The sequence below is a fragment of the Streptomyces sp. NPDC037273 genome, from assembly GCF_055603625.1.
Genome location: NZ_JBVJVO010000007.1, coordinates 385578 through 401734, shown reverse-complemented (window position 1 = coordinate 401734; position 16157 = coordinate 385578). Strand labels below are relative to the sequence as shown.

13 protein-coding genes are annotated in these 16157 nt (G+C 70.8%); 4 read left to right on the top strand and 9 right to left on the bottom strand.

Annotated features, from left to right (window positions below):
• Nucleotides 1-158 precede the first annotated feature (158 nt).
• Both ACZ7G1_RS21425 and ACZ7G1_RS21420 read right to left on the bottom strand, forming a co-directional pair.
• Nucleotides 159-992 carry an ABC transporter permease gene (locus ACZ7G1_RS21425; protein ID WP_470881750.1) on the bottom strand — a complete coding sequence of 278 codons (834 nt, stop codon included), beginning with the start codon at nucleotides 990-992 and terminating at the stop codon, nucleotides 159-161.
• Nucleotides 989-1915 carry an ABC transporter ATP-binding protein gene (locus ACZ7G1_RS21420; RefSeq protein ID WP_470881749.1) on the bottom strand — a complete coding sequence of 309 codons (927 nt, stop codon included), beginning with the start codon at nucleotides 1913-1915 and terminating at the stop codon, nucleotides 989-991. Before ACZ7G1_RS21420 ends, ACZ7G1_RS21425 begins: the two co-directional genes overlap by 4 nt.
• A 245-nt stretch (nucleotides 1916-2160) precedes the next feature.
• Between ACZ7G1_RS21420 and ACZ7G1_RS21415 the strand changes: the two genes are divergently transcribed.
• Nucleotides 2161-2904, top strand: a complete 744-nt coding sequence (locus ACZ7G1_RS21415) for a gamma-glutamyl-gamma-aminobutyrate hydrolase family protein (RefSeq protein WP_470881747.1) — start codon at nucleotides 2161-2163, stop codon at nucleotides 2902-2904.
• Nucleotides 2905-3039: 135 nt separating this feature from the next.
• Nucleotides 3040-3519, top strand: a complete 480-nt coding sequence (locus ACZ7G1_RS21410; RefSeq protein ID WP_470881745.1) for a carboxymuconolactone decarboxylase family protein — start codon at nucleotides 3040-3042, stop codon at nucleotides 3517-3519.
• An 80-nt stretch (nucleotides 3520-3599) separates the two neighbouring features.
• Here the strand turns inward: ACZ7G1_RS21410 and ACZ7G1_RS21405 are convergent, their stop codons facing one another.
• The 4 genes from ACZ7G1_RS21405 to ACZ7G1_RS21390 form a co-directional block, all read right to left on the bottom strand.
• Entirely contained in the window at nucleotides 3600-4988 is a 1389-nt protein-coding gene (locus tag ACZ7G1_RS21405) for an NDP-hexose 2,3-dehydratase family protein (protein WP_470881743.1), read from the bottom strand.
• The gene (gene rfbB / locus ACZ7G1_RS21400; protein WP_470881741.1) at nucleotides 4985-5965 is read right to left on the bottom strand and encodes a dTDP-glucose 4,6-dehydratase; all 981 of its coding nucleotides are present in this window, start codon (nucleotides 5963-5965) and stop codon (nucleotides 4985-4987) included. The genes ACZ7G1_RS21405 and rfbB overlap by 4 nt, the downstream gene beginning before the upstream one ends.
• 203 nt (nucleotides 5966-6168) lie before the next feature.
• On the bottom strand, nucleotides 6169-8565 hold the full coding sequence (locus ACZ7G1_RS21395; RefSeq protein WP_470881740.1) for an ATP-binding cassette domain-containing protein: 2397 nt from the start codon (nucleotides 8563-8565) through the stop codon (nucleotides 6169-6171).
• A 204-nt stretch (nucleotides 8566-8769) separates the two neighbouring features.
• Nucleotides 8770-9126, bottom strand: coding sequence for a VOC family protein (locus tag ACZ7G1_RS21390; protein WP_384902740.1), 357 nt, complete (start codon nucleotides 9124-9126; stop codon nucleotides 8770-8772).
• Nucleotides 9127-9288: 162 nt separating this feature from the next.
• On the opposite strand from ACZ7G1_RS21390, the gene ACZ7G1_RS21385 reads away from it, so the two are divergent.
• Entirely contained in the window at nucleotides 9289-10830 is a 1542-nt protein-coding gene (locus ACZ7G1_RS21385) for an alpha/beta fold hydrolase (RefSeq protein WP_470881739.1), read from the top strand.
• Between the two features lie 225 nt (nucleotides 10831-11055).
• Here the strand turns inward: ACZ7G1_RS21385 and ACZ7G1_RS21380 are convergent, their stop codons facing one another.
• Both ACZ7G1_RS21380 and ACZ7G1_RS21375 read right to left on the bottom strand, forming a co-directional pair.
• On the bottom strand, nucleotides 11056-12384 hold the full coding sequence (locus tag ACZ7G1_RS21380; RefSeq protein WP_470881737.1) for a nucleotide disphospho-sugar-binding domain-containing protein: 1329 nt from the start codon (nucleotides 12382-12384) through the stop codon (nucleotides 11056-11058).
• A 74-nt stretch (nucleotides 12385-12458) separates the two neighbouring features.
• A complete protein-coding gene (locus tag ACZ7G1_RS21375; protein ID WP_470881735.1) occupies nucleotides 12459-13679 on the bottom strand; it encodes an MFS transporter in 1221 nt (406 codons plus the stop codon).
• Between the two features lie 77 nt (nucleotides 13680-13756).
• On the opposite strand from ACZ7G1_RS21375, the gene ACZ7G1_RS21370 reads away from it, so the two are divergent.
• Entirely contained in the window at nucleotides 13757-15019 is a 1263-nt protein-coding gene (locus ACZ7G1_RS21370) for an ATP-grasp domain-containing protein (protein WP_470881734.1), read from the top strand.
• Nucleotides 15020-15223: 204 nt separating this feature from the next.
• Here ACZ7G1_RS21370 and ACZ7G1_RS21365 read toward each other — a convergent pair whose 3' ends face one another.
• The gene (locus ACZ7G1_RS21365) at nucleotides 15224-16021 is read right to left on the bottom strand and encodes a phytanoyl-CoA dioxygenase family protein (protein ID WP_470881732.1); all 798 of its coding nucleotides are present in this window, start codon (nucleotides 16019-16021) and stop codon (nucleotides 15224-15226) included.
• Nucleotides 16022-16157 lie beyond the last annotated feature (136 nt).

Below are 16157 nucleotides of genomic sequence, written 5' to 3'. Positions count from 1 at the left end.
CTGCCGCTGCCGCTGCCGTCGAGCGTCGCAGCAGGGTCTTCAGGCGCAGTCGAGGAAAGCTGGACGCTGCCTGGAAACACGACACCGCGGGTGCCGCCGGATCGGCGGGCACCCGCGGTGTTCGGGGAAGTGGCCTTGCGGAAGGGCCGGGTCGGGCGTCAGGCGTCCCTGCGCCGCAGCAGCACCGCGGCGACGCCCAGCAGAGCGACGACCCACAGCGCCAGGACGCCGAGGCCCTGCCACGGCCCGAGCAGGTCGTCCACCCGGGAGTGCTGCTGGGTGACGAGGAAGCCGGCCTCGGTGGGGAGGTAGGCGTGGACGTGCTCGCCGACGGTGCCGGGCAGCAGCCTGGCCATCGGGGCGAGCACCAGGACGAAGGCGATGACACCGGTGATGCTCGCCGCGGTGTGCCGGATGATCGCACCGACGGAGAGCGCGAACAGGCCGAGCAGGGACAGGTAGAACCCGCACCCGACGACCGCCCGCAGGACGCCCGGGTCGCCGAGCGAGACCGGGGCCTTGTCGGCGAGCATCGGCGCGCCGATCAGGAACGAGCCGAAGGCCGTCACCTCGCCCACCACGAGGACGAGCAGCCCGAAGACGGCGGCCTTCGCCCAGAGCACCGGCACCCGCTTGGGCACCGCGAGGAGACTGGCCCGGATCATGCCGGTCGAGTACTCGGAGGCGATGACCATCGCGCCCAGCACGCAGACCGCGAGCTGGCCGATCAGGATGCCGCTGCCGAGGATGGTGCCGGTCGGGTCGAGCTTCATCGCGGCCTGCTGGGACGGATCGGTCTTGTCCCAGTTCGCCACGCCCATCTGGACGAAGAGCGCGGTGAAGATCAGGGTCACCACGACGAGGATCGCCAGCGACCAGACCGTGGAGCGGACGGAACGGATCTTCGTCCACTCCGAGAGCATCAGCCGCCCGAAGGTCGGCTTGTGGGAGGCCGTCGCGGGGACGGCCGCGGACGCGGTGGCGGCGGTCACTTCACACCTCCGGCGGTGGGCACGCCGGCGTCGTACTCGACGGCGTCCTTGGTCAGTTCCATGAAGGCCTCCTCCAGCGAGCCGCGCCGGGTGGAGAGCTCGTGCAGCACCAGACCGCCGGCGGCGGCCAGTTCGGCGATGCGCGGGGCCTCGATGCCGACGACGTCCAGGTCGCCCTCCTCGGTGTCGGTGACGGTGCCGCCGTGGCCCTTGAGGAGGGTGGCGAGCCGCTCCCGGTCGGGGGTCTTGATGAGCACGGACTGCTCGGTGCTGCGCTCGATGAACTCCTGGGTGGAGCAGTCGGCGACGAGCCGGCCGCGCCCGATGACGATGAGGTGGTCGGCGGTGACGGCCATCTCGTTCATCAGGTGGCTGGAGACGAAGACGGCGCGGCCCTCGGCTGCGAGCGACTTCATCAGGTTCCGGATCCAGAGGATGCCCTCCGGGTCCAGGCCGTTGACCGGCTCGTCCAGGACGAGGGCGGCGGGATCGCCGAGCAGGGCGGCGGCGATGCCGAGCCGCTGGCCCATGCCGAGCGAGAAGCCGCCGGCCCGCTTGCGGGCCACCGGTGTCAGACCGACCTGGTCGATGACCTCCTCGACCCGGCGCTTTCCGAACCCCTGCGTCTGTGCGAGGCAGAGCAGGTGGTCGTAGGCGCTGCGGCCGGTGTGGACGGCCCGGGCCTCCAGGAGCGCGCCGACCACCCGCATCGGCTGCGGAAGGTCGCTGTAGCGCACGCCGTTGACGGTGGCCTCGCCGCCGTCGGGCCGGTCGAGGCCGAGCAGGAGTCTCATGGTGGTGGACTTGCCCGCGCCGTTGGGGCCCAGGAAGCCGGTGACGCGACCGGGTTCGACCGTGAAGGAGAGACCGTTCACGGCGGTCTTGTCGCCATAGCGCTTGGTGAGGTTCTTGGCTTCGATCATGGATTACCTCGGTTGAATGGGCTGCGAGAGATTAGCCAGGGGTGCGATACTCCCCGCCCACCTTGGTACCAGTTTCGCTATATGTTCAGTAGTTCCGGCCGCGGCCCCCTTGAACGATGGCCCCCGTTTCGGGTCGGTGGCTATTTTTTACGGTGCCGACCGCCCGTTTCGGCGGTTGTTCCATCTGCTCGATTTCCTCAGTTGAACGCGAACCCGCGGAACCCAAGGAACCCATGAGGGTGGTCATGAATTCAGACGTGAACGGTCCGGCGGGCGCCGGGCGGCCGGTCATCGGGATCTGCGCGCGGACCGCGCCGGTCACGCTCCAGGGCAGCGACATGCTGGTCAGCCTCGCCCTCCAGGCGCACGTGGCCTACCTGGCCGCGGCGGGCGCCACGCCCCTGCTGCTGCCGCTGCTGCCCGGCGTCGAGAGCGTCGTCGACCGGATCGACGGACTGCTCGTCCCGGGCGGCCCCGACCTCGATCCGGCGCTGTACGGTGAGGCGGCGCACCCGGTCACCCGGCCCATGAGCCCGGACGCCGACCGCGTCGAACTCGCCCTGGTACGCGCGGTACTTGAAGCCCGTATCCCGGTCCTCGCCATCTGCCGCGGGATGCAGCTGCTCAACGTGCTGCACGGCGGCAGCCTGCACCAGCACCTGCCCGAGATCACCGGGCACGACGAGCACCAGCCGCGGACCCCCACGTTCACGCTGGGCCGTCACCCGCTGAAGCTGGAGCCCGGCAGCCGGATCGCCGGGATCCTCGACGAGGCCGAGCCCGAGACCGCCTGCCACCACCACCAGGCGGTGCGCGAGCTCGGTGCCGGCCTCACCGTCACGGGCCGCGCGGCGGACGACACCGTCGAATCCGTCGAGGTCGCCGGACATCCCTTTGCGATAGGCGTGCAATGGGAAGCGGGCCACACTCCCGACACCCGTCTCCACGAAGCACTCGTACAAGCCGCTGTAAGCCGGAAAAGCAACTGATCCGTCGAAATTCGGAATACTTGAGAAAAGGCTGCCCGGTGGGCAAGCTGTTACCGATCCCGATCCGAAGGAGAATTACAGATGTCGCCGCGGATGCCTAACCCGTCGCTGGTCGTTCCCGATGTTCTGCCGCCGATGCGCGCACTGGTCAAGGCCGTCAACAGCGTCGGTGTGCCGTTGAAGACGCTCGTGCTCATCCACCTGCGGGTGAGCCAGATCAACGGCCGTCCGGTCCAGATCCCGAAGAAGCAGGCCGAGTTCGAGGCCGCGGGGGAGGAGGACCACCGTCTGCCGGTGGTGGAGACCTGGCGCGAGCAGGACTGCTTCACCGACGCCGAGCGCTCCTGCCTGGCCCTCGCCGAGGCCGCCACCCGTCTGAGCGACCGGGTCGACCCGGTGCCGGACGACGTCTGGGAGGAGGCCGCCAAGCACTGGAACGAGGTCGAGCTCGGCGCGATCGTCCTCCACATCGGTCTGGTCAACCTGTGGAACCGCGTCAACGTCGCCACCAAGCAGGAGCCGGTCGACTGGCGCATCAACCCCAAGAAGTGGACCCCGATGACCTCCCGGCTCGCCCAGGCGCAGACCCAGGCCTCGGCCGCCGCTTCCAACTGACCGCTTTCGTTTCAGGCATTCGCAATCAGGCCCTGTCCGGTGGGAAATCCACCGAACAGGGCCTGATGCTTTGTGCGGGATCAGCGGGCGGAGCGTATGCCGTCCGCCGCGTGCGTGGTGAGGACGGCGAGCAGGGTACGGGCCTGCACGTTCACGTAACGGCTGTGCCCGGCGAGCCAGTTGAGCTGGCCGGTGGTCACCCAGTGGTAGCCGGGCGGCGGCACGGCCGGAGTGGTGGACTCGTCGGTGTCGACGATCAGGTAGCGGCTGTCGGCGTTGAGGAACCGGCCGCCCTCCTCGGAGAGGACCGTCGAGTAGCGCACCCGGTCCGGCCCGGCCGCCAGGACGGCGTCCAGGAACGGCGGGCGGTGCTCGGCCGGCAGGTGGGCGTAGTTCTCGGGGACGTACTGCACGGTGGGGGCGAGCTCCGCGGTGTCGAGGAAGCCGCCCTCCACGCGCGCGTGCACGAGGACGTGCGGGACGCCGTCGAAGGAGCGGCGGGCGAAGGCGACGATCCCCTGGCCGACCGGCTCGATGATCGGCTGGGTCCAGCCGGCGACCTCGCGGCCCGCGCCCTCGACGGAGACCGCCGCGACCCGGAAGAACCGGTCGTCCTCGCGGCGGACGGTGTAGTCGTCGCGCCGCCAGCCGGAGATGTCCCGCAGCGGCATGCGGCGCACGTGGATGTCCTGGCGGGCCCGCTCGCCGGTGAACCAGGCGAGCAGGTCGGCGTCGGAGCTGAGCGCCCCGGTCTCGGCGGGGGCCATCGGGGCGCTCGCCAGGACCGTGCGCGCGTCCATGTTGACCGCGTTGTCGATGCGGAGCATCGCGGTGATCTGGCCGAGGGTGAGCCAGCGGAAGTCCTCGTGGACGGGGACGTCGCCGACCGCCTCGACGATCATGTTCCGGTTGCGCTTCCGGTAGAACCAGGCGCCGTGCTCGGACTGCAGGACGTCGGTGAGGACCCGCTCCCGGTCCGGGTCCAGGAAGTGCTCCAGGTACTTCACCTCGGCCCCGCCGTGCGCCTTCGTGTAGTTGCTGCGGGTGGCCTGCACGGTGGGGGAGAGCTGCACCAGGTTCGGGTTGCCCGGCTCCATCTTGGCCTGCATGAGGAAGTGCAGGACGCCGTCGAACTCCTTGGCGAGGATGCCGAGGATGCCGATCTCCGGCTGGACGATGATCGGCTGCTGCCACTCGCCCTCGGGGCGGACCGCGTGCAGTCCCTCGACGGTGAAGAACTTGCCGCTGGAGTGCCGCAGGTTGCCGGTGTCCGGCGCGAAGGACCAGTGGTTCAGCTCGGCGAAGGGGATGCGGCGGATCTCCGTCCCGCAGGTCAGCCGGTGGAACTCCAGCCAGCCCGGGATGTCGGCCGTGGCGATGTGCGAGCCCTCGGGCGTCCCGGCGGAGAGCGCGAGGCGCTCGGTGACGCCGGCCCTGCGGCGCGGCACGAGGCGTGTCTCGACGGTCACGGCCGACCACCGCTCTCCTTGACCGGCTTCCACCACTGCGGGTTGTTCCGGTACCAGTCGACGGTCGCCGCCAGGCCCTCGTCGAAGGAGGTCAGCGGCCGGTGGCCGAGCTCCTCCTCGATCTTGGTCTGGTCGAGGGCGTAGCGCCGGTCGTGCGCCTTGCGGTCGGCGACGTGCTCGATCAGGTCCGGGGAGACGCCGCAGAGTTCGACGAGGCGGTGGGCGAGCGTCAGGTTCGGTACGGAGGAGCCGGAGCCGATGTTGTACGCCTCGCCGGCCCGGCCCGCGGTCAGCACCCGCTGGATCGCCCGGCAGTGGTCGTCCACGTGCAGCCACTCGCGGACCTGCTGCCCGTCCCCGTAGACGGGGATGCGGCGGCCTTCGAGGAGGTTGGTGACGGCGAGCGGGATGAACTTCTCGGGGTGCTGGTACGGCCCGTAGTTGTTGGAGCAGCGGGTCACCGAGAGGTTCAGCCGGTGCGTACGGAAGTAGGCCAGCGCGACCAGGTCGGAGGCGGCCTTGGAGGCGGCGTACGGGGAGTTCGGCAGCAGCGGCGACTCCTCGGTCCAGTGGCCCTCGTCGATGGAGCCGTACACCTCGTCCGTGGAGACGTGCACGACCCGCTCGACGCCGGCCGCGAGGGCCGCTTCGAGGACGGCCTGCGTGCCCTCGACGTTGGTGCGGACGAACGCGGCGCCGCTCTGGATGGAGCGGTCCACATGGCTCTCGGCGGCGAAGTGCACGACCGCGTCCTGGCCTTCGAGGACCTGGCGCAGCAGGTCGCGGTCGAGGATGTCGCCGTGGACGAAGGTGAGCCGGGGGTGGGAGGCCGGGAGGTTCTCGCGGTTGCCCGCGTACGTCAGCAGGTCGAGGACCGTGACGTGCGCGTCCTCGTAGCCCGGGTAGCCCCCTTCGAGCATGGTCCGCACATAATGCGAGCCGATGAATCCGGCTCCGCCGGTGACGAGGATTCTCATGAGATCACATCGCAGTCGGAATTCGACGGTCGAAACATGTGTCTTAACCCTTTTCGATGAGGGGGACGGATGGCATGCAATTCACGCTAGAGAAACGCCTGATGAGAGGCATCTTTCAGATTGCGGGTTCAACCGCTGAAAAAGCGGAGGGGGTTGGCCGCGAAAATGAATTCCGCGACCAACCCCCTTGATTCCGCGAGGCGTTACTGCTTGGCGACGTAGGCCGCCAGGTGCTCGCCGGTGCGGGTCGAGCGGTTCGCCACCAGCTCGGCGGGCGTGCCCTCGAAGACGATCCGGCCGCCTTCCTGGCCGGCGCCCGGGCCGACGTCGACGATCCAGTCGGCGTGCGCCATCACGGCCTGGTGGTGCTCGATGACGATGACCGACTTGCCGGCGTCGACGAGCCGGTCGAGCAGCCCGAGCAGGTTCTCCACGTCGGCCAGGTGCAGCCCGGTGGTCGGCTCGTCCAGGACGTACACGCCGCCCTTCTCCGCCATGTGCGTGGCCAGCTTGAGCCGCTGGCGCTCGCCGCCGGACAGGGTGGTCAGCGGCCGGCCGATGTCCAGGTAGCCGAGGCCCACGTCGGAGAGCCGCTCCAGGACGCGCAGCGCGGCCGGGACGCGGGTCTCGCCGGCGCCGAAGAAGGTCTTGGCCTCGTCGACCGGCATCGCGAGGACCTCGGCGATGTCACGGCCGCCGAAGCGGTACTCCAGGACCGAGGCCTCGAACCGCTTGCCCTCGCAGTCCTCACAGGTGGTGGCGGCGCCCGCCATCATCGCCAGGTCGGTGTAGATGACGCCGGCGCCGTTGCAGGTGGGGCAGGCGCCCTCCGAGTTGGCGCTGAACAGCGCCGGCTTCACGCCGTTGGCCTTGGCGAAGGCGGTGCGGATCGAGTCGAGCAGACCCGTGTACGTCGCCGGGTTGCTGCGCCGCGAACCCTTGATCGGCGCCTGGTCGACGGAGATCACGCCCTCCCGGCGGGCCACCGAGCCGTGGATCAGCGAGCTCTTGCCGGAGCCCGCGACACCCGTGACCACGCAGAGCACGCCGAGCGGGATGTCGACGTCGACGTCCTGGAGGTTGTGCGTCGAGGCGCCGCGGATCTCCAGGTGCCCGGTGGGCTTGCGCACGGTGTCCTTGACGGCGGCGCGGTCGTCGAAGTGGCGGCCGGTGAGGGTGCCGCTGGCACGGAGTCCTTCGAGGGTGCCCTCGTACATCACCTGGCCGCCGCCGGAGCCCGCGCGCGGGCCGATGTCGACGATGTGGTCGGCGATCGCGATCGTCTCCGGCTTGTGCTCGACGACGAGCACCGTGTTGCCCTTGTTCCGGAGCTCGACGAGCAGGTCGTTCATCCGGCTGATGTCGTACGGGTGCAGACCGGTGGTGGGCTCGTCGAAGACGTAGGTGGTGTCGGTGAGCGAGGAGCCGAGGTGGCGGATCATCTTGATGCGCTGGCCCTCGCCGCCCGACAGGGTGCCCGCGGCGCGGTCCAGGGAGAGGTAGCCGAGGCCGATCCGCACGATCGAGTCCAGGGTGTGCAGCAGCTTGGCGAGCAGCGGGGCGACCGAAGGCTCGTCGAGGCCGCGGATCCACGCGGCGAGGTCCCTGACCTCCATCGCGCAGGCGTCGGCGATGCCGATGCCGCCGATCTTCGACGACCTGGCCTCCTCGCTGAGCCGCGTACCGCCGCACTCGGGACAGGAGGTGAAGGTGACCGCGCGCTCGACGAAGGCCCGGATGTGCGGCTGGAGCGAGTCCTTGTCCTTGGCCAGCATGGACTTCCGGATCTTCGGGATCAGGCCCTCGTAGTTGAGGTTGACGCCGTCGACCTTGACCTTGCGCGGCTCGCCGTGGAGGAACTCCGCCATCTCCTCGGCGGTGAAGTCGCGGATCGGCTTCTTCGGGTCGAGGATGCCCGAGTCGGTGTAGACCCGGGTGGTCCAGAAGCTGTCCTGCTTCCAGCCGGGGATGGTGAACGCGCCGTCGCCGAGCGCCTTCGACTCGTCGTACAGCTGCGTCAGGTCGATGTCGGACGCGGTGCCCCGGCCCTCGCAGCGCGCGCACATGCCGCCGTGGTAGACGGCCTTGGTGACGACGAGCTTCTCGCCCTTGCCCTTGTCGACGGTCATGGCGCCGCTGGCGGTCCGCTTGGGGACGTTGAAGGCGAAGGCGCTGGGCGGGCCGATGTACGGCGTGCCGAGGCGGCTGAAGAGGATGCGGAGCATCGCGTTGGTGTCGGTGGCGGTGCCGACCGTGGAGCGCGGGTCGGCGCCGAGCCGCTGCTGGTCGACGACGATCGCGGTCGTCAGGCCTTCGAGGACGTCCACCTCGGGGCGGGCGATGGAGGGCATGAAGCCCTGGACGAAGGCACTGTACGTCTCGTTGATCATCCGCTGTGACTCGGCGGCGATCGTGCCGAACACCAGCGAGCTCTTGCCCGAGCCGGACACCCCGGTGAAGACCGTCAGTCTGCGCTTGGGCAGCTCGACGCTGACGTCCTTGAGGTTGTTCACCCGTGCCCCGTGCACGCGGATCAGGTCGTGACGGTCGGCGACGTGCGGCTCTTCGGAGCGCGCGTCCGTCCCGGTGTCCTTGCTCATGGTCTCTCCATCTCTCCCGGCGGGACCGCCCTTGCCCGGCCCCATCGGCGAGCTTAGGCGGACACGCTCGAATCCCCCTCGAATCCCACTCGAATTTCCCTCGCGGGGGGCTTGAGGTGAATTCGAGTGGGAATCCAGGGGGATTCGAGCGATATGGGGGGATGTCCGCGCCGGCCGGGGCGGGCGGCGCCGCGGGGGAGGGGCTCAGCGCTCCTGGAGGAGGCCGAGGACGTTGCCGTCGACGTCGGTGACGGTGGCCACCAGGCGGCCGCCGCCGACCTCGGCCGCGGGGTTCTGCACGACGGCGCCGGCGGCGATCACCTCGGCCAACTTGGCCTCGATGTCCGGCACGTGCCAGTAGGCCACCGGGGACGCCATGCCCTGCGTGCCCGCGCCGGGGACCAGGCCGATGTGCTGTCCCGCGACGTCGAAACCGACGTAGAAGTCCTCGTCGGTCTGTGGTTCGACGCCGAGCAGCGCGGTGTACACCGTCTTGGCCGTCGCCAGGTCCTTGACGGGGTGGAGCACCGTCTTGATTCCCTGGGTGGCGGGGTGGGACATGATCACTCCTAGGTCGGGATCGTGTGTCCGCATGCTAGGGAAAAGCCCTCTCCGAATGCTTCTCCGTTCTTGCTCACTCAAGTGGGAATCCAGCCATCTTTGACCCGAATTACAGAGCCCCTTGTCAGGCTGCGACCGCGTTGCATCCAGAAGGGGAATCACGTGAAGAAGCTCGCATTGGTCACAACGGTGATCGTGACCGGCCTGGTGGGTCCGGCCGTCACCCCGGTGGCGGCGGCGGAGGCGGTCACGCCGGCCGCCAGCGTGGCCTGGTCGCCGTGTCCGGAAAACGACCCGACCCTCGGAGCCATGCTCAAGGGCCTCGAGTGTGGCACGGTCCAGGTCCCGCTCGACTACTCCCAGCCCGAGGGCCAGAAGATCAGCCTGGCCCTGACCCGGGCCAAGCACACCGTCGCCGAGGCGGGGTACAAGGGCGTCGTGCTCCTGCACCGCGGCCAGTGGCCCGGCCCGATCGCCCGGGACCTGCCCACCCGGTACGCCAAGGGCACCACCGGACTCGCCCAGGACGTCGGCGCCGCCTACGACTTCATCGGCTTCGACCCCCGCGGCGTCGGGGCCAGCGAGCCGGCGATCGTCTGCGACCCGACCTACATCAACCCGGGCCACGCCCTGCCCGACCCGGTCCCCGGCTCGCCCGCCGCCGAGCAGGCCCTGGTGGACCGGGCCCGCTCGTACGCGCAGAGCTGCGGCCAGCAGTACGGCGACGTCCTCAAGCACCTCACCACCCGGGACTCCGCGCGCGACCTGGAGCAGATGCGCATCGCGCTCGGCCAGGAGAAGATCACCTACTTCGGCACGGACTGGGGCGGCTACCTCGGTTCCGTCTACGCCACCCTGTACCCGAACCGGGTGCAGCGGCTGATCGTCGACAGCGTGCCGAGCCCGAGCGGCGTGGGCTTCCTGAACCAGCTCGGGAAGAACTTCACGACCGAGCAGAACGCCGGCATCTTCTTCGCCTGGGTCGCCAAGTACGACTCGGTCTACCACCTGGGCACCACCGCCGCGCAGGTCGAGGCGAAGTACTACGCGGCCCAGAACAGCCTCCGCGACGCGCCCATCGACGGCAAGATAGGCCCGGCGGAGTGGGCCGACGTCTTCGAGCCGGTCGTCTACCGCCACTGGATCTGGCTGAACCGCGCGAAGATCCTGTCGGACTTCGTCGTCAACAACGACCCGACGTCGCTGAAGGCCAACTTCTCCGACCCGGGCTTCCCGCACCAGAACCGCCACACGATGACCAACGCGGTCAACTGCACCGACGGCCCGTGGCCGCGGGACTGGAACGCGTACAGCGCGGCCTACTCCGCCCAGTACGCCACCGGGACCACGTTCCTGACCTGGAACAACGCCTGGTACACCGCGCCGTGCGCCTTCTGGCCCGCGGCCTCCCAGACGCCGGTCCAGGTCGGCAACTCCTCGGTGGACGTCCTCATCGTGCAGCCCGAGTTCGACACCGCGCACGGCGTCGTCGGCGCCTACGACACGCACCTGCGCTTCCCCAACTCCCGGTTCATCCTGGAGAAGGGCGGACACAGCGTCGGCGCGGCCCTGTCGGCGAACGGCAACACCTGCCTCAACGCCTACCTCAGCGACTACCTGAGGGACGGCACCCGGCCCGCCTCCAAGTGGGGCGTGGACGCCACCTGCGCGGCGGCTCCCGACCCGGTGCCGGCCGGCGCCTGAGCACGGACGCGTCCGCGTCCCGCATGAGCGAGACATGCGGGACGCGGACGGTGAACCGCATGAGCGAGACATGCGGTTCACGGAGGGACGATGACCCGCGCGTGAGCGAGACACGCGGGTCACGGACGGGCCTCGCATGAGCGAGACATGCGAGGCCCGTGGTCTCCGTGGTGACGTGGAGCGGCGTTCTCCGGGAAGGCTTCGCCCGGAGAGCGCCGCTCCCGCTCAGCGCGTGCCCGCCCCCGCCCGATGGGCCTCGGCCAACTGGGCGAGTGTGCGGGCGAGTTCGTTCGGAGCCGGCATCGTGAGCACTTCGAGACGCAGCCGCCGGGCGTTGGCGCGCAGGGTCTCGTCCTCAAGCAGCCGGACGATCGCGGCGCGCACCCCGGGGCCGTCGACCTCGGCGGGCTTCATGGCGAGCCCCGCCCCCGACCGCTCCAGGCACTGGAGCTTCAGCGGTACGTCGAAGGCCCGGCTGACGAGCAGCTGGGGCACGCCGTAGCGCAGCGCGCAGCCGAACGACCAGGTGCCGCCGTGGTGCACCATCGCCGCGCAGGTCGGCAGGACGTCGGCGAGGGGCACGGACTCCACGAGGCGCGTGTTGTCAGGCACCCGGCGCAGCTTCTCCTGGGACTCCCGGGGCAGGGTGAGGACCAGCTCCATCTCCAGGTCGCCGACCGAGTCGAGGATCTCCTGGATCTTCTCCACGGGCAGCAGCTGGCGCACCGGCCCGTCGTTCACGGCGTCGCCGAAGGTCATCAGGACCCGCGGCGCCCGAGGCGGCTCGGCCAGCCAACGGGGCACGACTGTGGGCCCGTTGTAGGGCACGAACTGCATGGGGAGGGTCGTCGGCCGGTTGTCGGGACGGAACGCCCCGGGCAGCGGGTCGATGGTGAACTGGCCGTTCACCAGGTCCTCGGAGAACTCGACGCCGTACTTCGCGGCCCAGCCGGACAGCCAGTCGCGCAGCCCGTCGGCCCGGTCCTCCGGTGGCTGACCCGCCTGGGCGTGCAGGAAGTCCTCGCGCATCCGGCTGTAGACGTCCACCGAGTACAGCACCCGGGCGTGCGCCGCGCCGACCGCCGCCGCGGCCACGGCCCCCGCGAAGGCCTTCGCGCCCCAGAGCACCAGGTCGGGCTTCCATTCGAGGGCGAAGCCGACGACGTCGTCCATCATCGTGTCGTTGGACCGCCGGGCCTGTGGGAGCACCAGGTTCTCGAAGACCCGGGTCGCCTGCTCCCAGTCGAGCCGGTCGCGGTCGGGCCGCACGTCGAACAGCGGGTCGAGCCCGCCGCCTTGCTGCGGACCCGCGCCGCCGGCCGCCGGCGCGGCGGCCTTCTTCCGCTGGTCGCGCTGGTCGCGCTCCCTGCGCACCTCCGCCGTCTCGCCCGGGCCGACGCTGATGCCGGTGAGGCCGGCTCCGGTGACGTCGTCGAGGAGGTCGGGCCAGCCGGCCACGCGTACCTCGTGGCCGGCGGTCTGCAGCGACCAGGCCAGCGGAATCAGGTTGAACAGGTGTGTCTTAAAGGGAAACGGCACGATGAGTACACGCATGACGGACCGCCTTGGTGTCGGGGCCGGGGGAGTTCATGGGGGTACTCCGCCCTTGCCGGTCCTGATCATCATGCTCAGGCGTCCGGCACGGTTCTTCTCCAGATTTGCCGGGTGCCTCCGGTTGCGGCGGTGACCAGGAACGTGACGGCGGCGACCACCAGGGCCGCCGGGACCGGGCCCGCCAGATCGCACAGCGCGCCCATGACCAGGATCGACACCGCCACGCCCGAGGGCAGCAGCGTCGCCCTGAGGGTCACCACCGAGGACAGCTCCTCGGCGGAGGCGGCGGCGAGCAGCCGGTTGTTGAAGTGGACGAAGGCAACCTCGAAGAGGACCAGGAACACCGCGTAGAGCGCGAGCGTCGGAGCGGTACGCCCCGCCAGGACCGCGGCGAGCAGCGGCGGCATCGGCAGCACCGCCCAGACGGCCGACGGGACCCGGTCCAGGTACTGCTGGGCGGGCAGCGCGGCCAGCGAACCGGCGAAGATCGCGACCGCCGACATCGCGACGAACACCCCCACCAGCCGGGTCCCGCCGTCGAGCAGGGTCAGCGGGATCACGGTGACGGCCACCGTGTGGAAGCCCTGCCAGAACGCCACGAGCAGGAAGCGGGCGAACAGCCGGCGCAGCACCGGATCCTCGACCCGCAGCCGGACGGCGGCCGGGTCCGCCTCCGTCTCCGTTCCCTTCTCCCGTCCCGCGTCCTTCGCACCGGGGGTCACGCCCTCGGTCGCCGGAAGGGCCCAGGCCAGGAGCGCGGAGAGGGCGAGGGTCGCCACGTTCAGGGCGATCAGGCCGCGCGGCGAGAGGACGGCCCCGGCCGGTCCCGCGAGGGCGGCGCCGACGCTGAGCCCGGTCAGCTTGCCGATCTCGGCGACGGTGTTGGCCCGGTCGAGCCGCTCGGCCGGGACCGCGCCGCGCAGCACCACGGAGGTCGCCGAGCGGGTCACGGCCTCGAAGAAGCCGCGGGCCAGGACGAGTCCGGTGGCGACGGTGAGCAGCACGGAGCCCGGCGCCAGCAGGGCCGCCGCCGTGAGCAGCAGGCTCGCGGCCTCGGCGATCCGCACGAGCCGCTCGGGCGCGTGCCGGGCGAGCAGCCGGTTGAGCGGCGCGGCGAGCAGCAGCGCGGGCAGCCACGGGGCGCTCAGCACGGCGCCGGCGAGCAGGCCGGAGCCGGTGACCGAGCCCACGTGCGTGGACAGGCTCACAAGAAGCAGAAAACTCCCGCACGTGTTGACGAACAGCAATGCGGGAGTGAAATGAGGCGACCGGAATGCCGCGGGAAATAACGTCATGAAGTATCCCTCCAGGGCTGGAGGATGACAGAGCTGAACGGATTTCGGCCAAGGGGAAGTCTGTCTATCTTGAACACATGACAGCAGCCATACAGGGCGGCCCCTGCATCGTCATGGTCGATGCCTATGCCGCCGTCCGCTCGCTCGTTCTCGAATTCCGTGCGCAGGGGTGTTCCGTCGTCCGTGTGCAGAGCACGCGTGACGTGCCGTACGTCTACCGCTCGGCCCCGCACGTCCCCGACGACTTCCTCGCCGACCTCCTCCACGAGGGCGATGTGGCGGCCACCGCCGACGCGGTCGCGGCCTTCGCGCCGATCGCGGTGATCTCGGGCGGCGAGAGCGGCGTGGAGCTCGCGGACCTGCTGGCCGAGCGCCTCGGCCTGCCCGGCAACGGCTCCGCGCTCAGCGCCGCCCGCCGCGACAAGCACCTCATGATCGAGACCCTGCGCGCCGCCGGGCTCCGCGCCGCCCGGCAGCTGCGGGCCACCGACGCGGACGAACTCGCCGCCTGGCACCGCGAGCTCGGCGGCCGGGTCGTCGTGAAGCCGCCGCGCAGCGCCGGCAGCCAGGGCGTCTCCTTCTGCGACACCCCGGAGGAGTCCGTCGCCGCCTACCGGTCCCTCGCCGACGCCGACGACGTCTTCTCGCAGCCCAACCGGGGGGCCGTGGCGCAGGAGTACCTCGCGGGCACCGAGTACATGGTGAACACCGTCAGCAGGGACGGCCGGCACCACGTCTGCGACGTCTGGCGCACGGACCGGGTCAGCGCGAACGGCGTCGTCGACCTCTGCGACGCGCTGTCCCTCGTCGACTCCGGCAGCCGGGTCGTCGAACCGCTCAAGGAGTACGGCTTCCAGGTCCTCGACGCCCTCGGCATCCGGCACGGGCCCGCCCATCTGGAGATCAGGATGACCCCGGACGGGCCGTGCCTGGTCGAGGTCGGCGCCCGGATCGCGGGCGGCGGCATCCCGGCCGCCGCCGGCCTCGGCATCGGGGAGTCGCAGCTCGAATGGACGGTCGAGGCCTATCTGCGGCCGGAGCGGTTCCACGCGCGCGCGGGGACCCCGTACGAGGTGAGGCGGTACTGCGCCATCGCCGGCATGGTCTCGCCGGTGGAGGGGGTGCTCCGCGAGTACCGGGGCATCGAGGAGATCGAGCGGCTTGAGGGCTTCCACGCGATGGCGACCCCGGTGAAGCCGGGCCAGGAGATCCGCAGGACCGTCGACGACCTCACGTACCCGGTCGTGGTGACGCTGCTGCACGACCTGGAGGAGGTCGTGCGACGCGATCTCAACACCGTCCGCCACCTCGACGGCGTCGGGTTCTACGCCCTCGACTGAACCCCGACCGAACCCCGGCGGAGGCCCGAGGCGGACCTCCCGCGGGCCCCACTGGGCCGCCACCGGGCCCCCGCCGGTTCTGCCGGCGGGGGCCCTCGCGGTTCCGGGCGCCGTTCGACCGCGGGCCGAGCGGTGGCCCACCGGCGGGCGAGCGGTGGCCGACCCTCCCCCCGTTCGACCGCGGACCGGCGGCGGTCGAACGCCTCAGGCGGAGGCGGCGGCCGGCTCGCGGCGCGTCCAGGCGGGCCGCGGCACCCGGTAGACGAAGCTGACGGCGGTACGGGGCTCCGCGGCCGTGGTGTTGGGCGCCGAGCGGTGCACCACCATCCCGTCGAACATGACGGCCGAGCCGGGCGCCAGGGGCACCGCCACCGGCGCGGTCCCGGGCAGGTCCGCGTCCGCCACGTGCGGTTCGACCGCCGCCGCGAGCGGGGCCTCGCCGGGCAGCCGCTCGCGGTCGCCGGTGTGCGGGAGCAGCCCGAGCAGATGCGAGCCGGGCAGGAACTCCAGGCAGCCGTTGCGCGGGGTGGCGGGTTCGAGCGCGATCCAGATCGTCACGATGCCGTGTTCGTCCGCGCCGAAGCCGGGCGGCGCGAACGCCAGGTCCTGGTGCCAGGGCTTCGCCGAGCCCACCACCGGCGGCTTGGCCCACAGGAACGCGTTGACCAGCGTGCCGGGATGCCCTCCGGAGGCCTCGGCGACCGGCCCGTCGGCCAGGCCCAGGGACCGCTGCACCGCGTCGAACTCCGGGACGTGCTCGTGGATGCGGTCCGCCGAGCGCAGCACGCCGGCGAGCGCCCCCGCCCCCTGCTGCCAGGCCGCCCAGCCGCCGATGCCCGGCGCTTCGAGGACGAAGTCCCCGCTGGAGGCCGTGCGGTCGCGGGCGAGTTCCTCCAGGTGTCCGACGGCCCGCCGGAGCCGGGCGAGCGCGTCGCCGTCCACGAGCTCGGGGAGCCGGGTGAAGCCGTTCTCCCGCAGGTCACGGGATGCGGTGTCGACCATTCTTCCTGTCCTCTCTGCCGGTGCCGGGTCGGCGCGAACCGACCCCTGATATATCGCAGAATGCTCTCTTTCGGCGTTCGCGGCCTTTTCCGTTGTGGCGCCTTATCGGAACTGCCTAATCTTCTGGTCATGAGGT

Coding starts and splice junctions, on each gene's coding strand:
- ACZ7G1_RS21420 (WP_470881749.1), bottom strand. CDS start 1,915: ATGATCGAAGCCAAGAACCTCACCAAGCGCTATGGCGACAAGACCGCC.
- ACZ7G1_RS21415 (WP_470881747.1), top strand. CDS start 2,161: ATGAATTCAGACGTGAACGGTCCGGCGGGCGCCGGGCGGCCGGTCATC.
- ACZ7G1_RS21410 (WP_470881745.1), top strand. CDS start 3,040: ATGCGCGCACTGGTCAAGGCCGTCAACAGCGTCGGTGTGCCGTTGAAG.
- rfbB (WP_470881741.1), bottom strand. CDS start 5,965: ATGAGAATCCTCGTCACCGGCGGAGCCGGATTCATCGGCTCGCATTAT.
- ACZ7G1_RS21395 (WP_470881740.1), bottom strand. CDS start 8,565: ATGAGCAAGGACACCGGGACGGACGCGCGCTCCGAAGAGCCGCACGTC.
- ACZ7G1_RS21390 (WP_384902740.1), bottom strand. CDS start 9,126: ATGTCCCACCCCGCCACCCAGGGAATCAAGACGGTGCTCCACCCCGTC.
- ACZ7G1_RS21380 (WP_470881737.1), bottom strand. CDS start 12,384: ATGCGTGTACTCATCGTGCCGTTTCCCTTTAAGACACACCTGTTCAAC.
- ACZ7G1_RS21375 (WP_470881735.1), bottom strand. CDS start 13,679: ATGACGTTATTTCCCGCGGCATTCCGGTCGCCTCATTTCACTCCCGCA.
- ACZ7G1_RS21370 (WP_470881734.1), top strand. CDS start 13,757: ATGACAGCAGCCATACAGGGCGGCCCCTGCATCGTCATGGTCGATGCC.
- ACZ7G1_RS21365 (WP_470881732.1), bottom strand. CDS start 16,021: ATGGTCGACACCGCATCCCGTGACCTGCGGGAGAACGGCTTCACCCGG.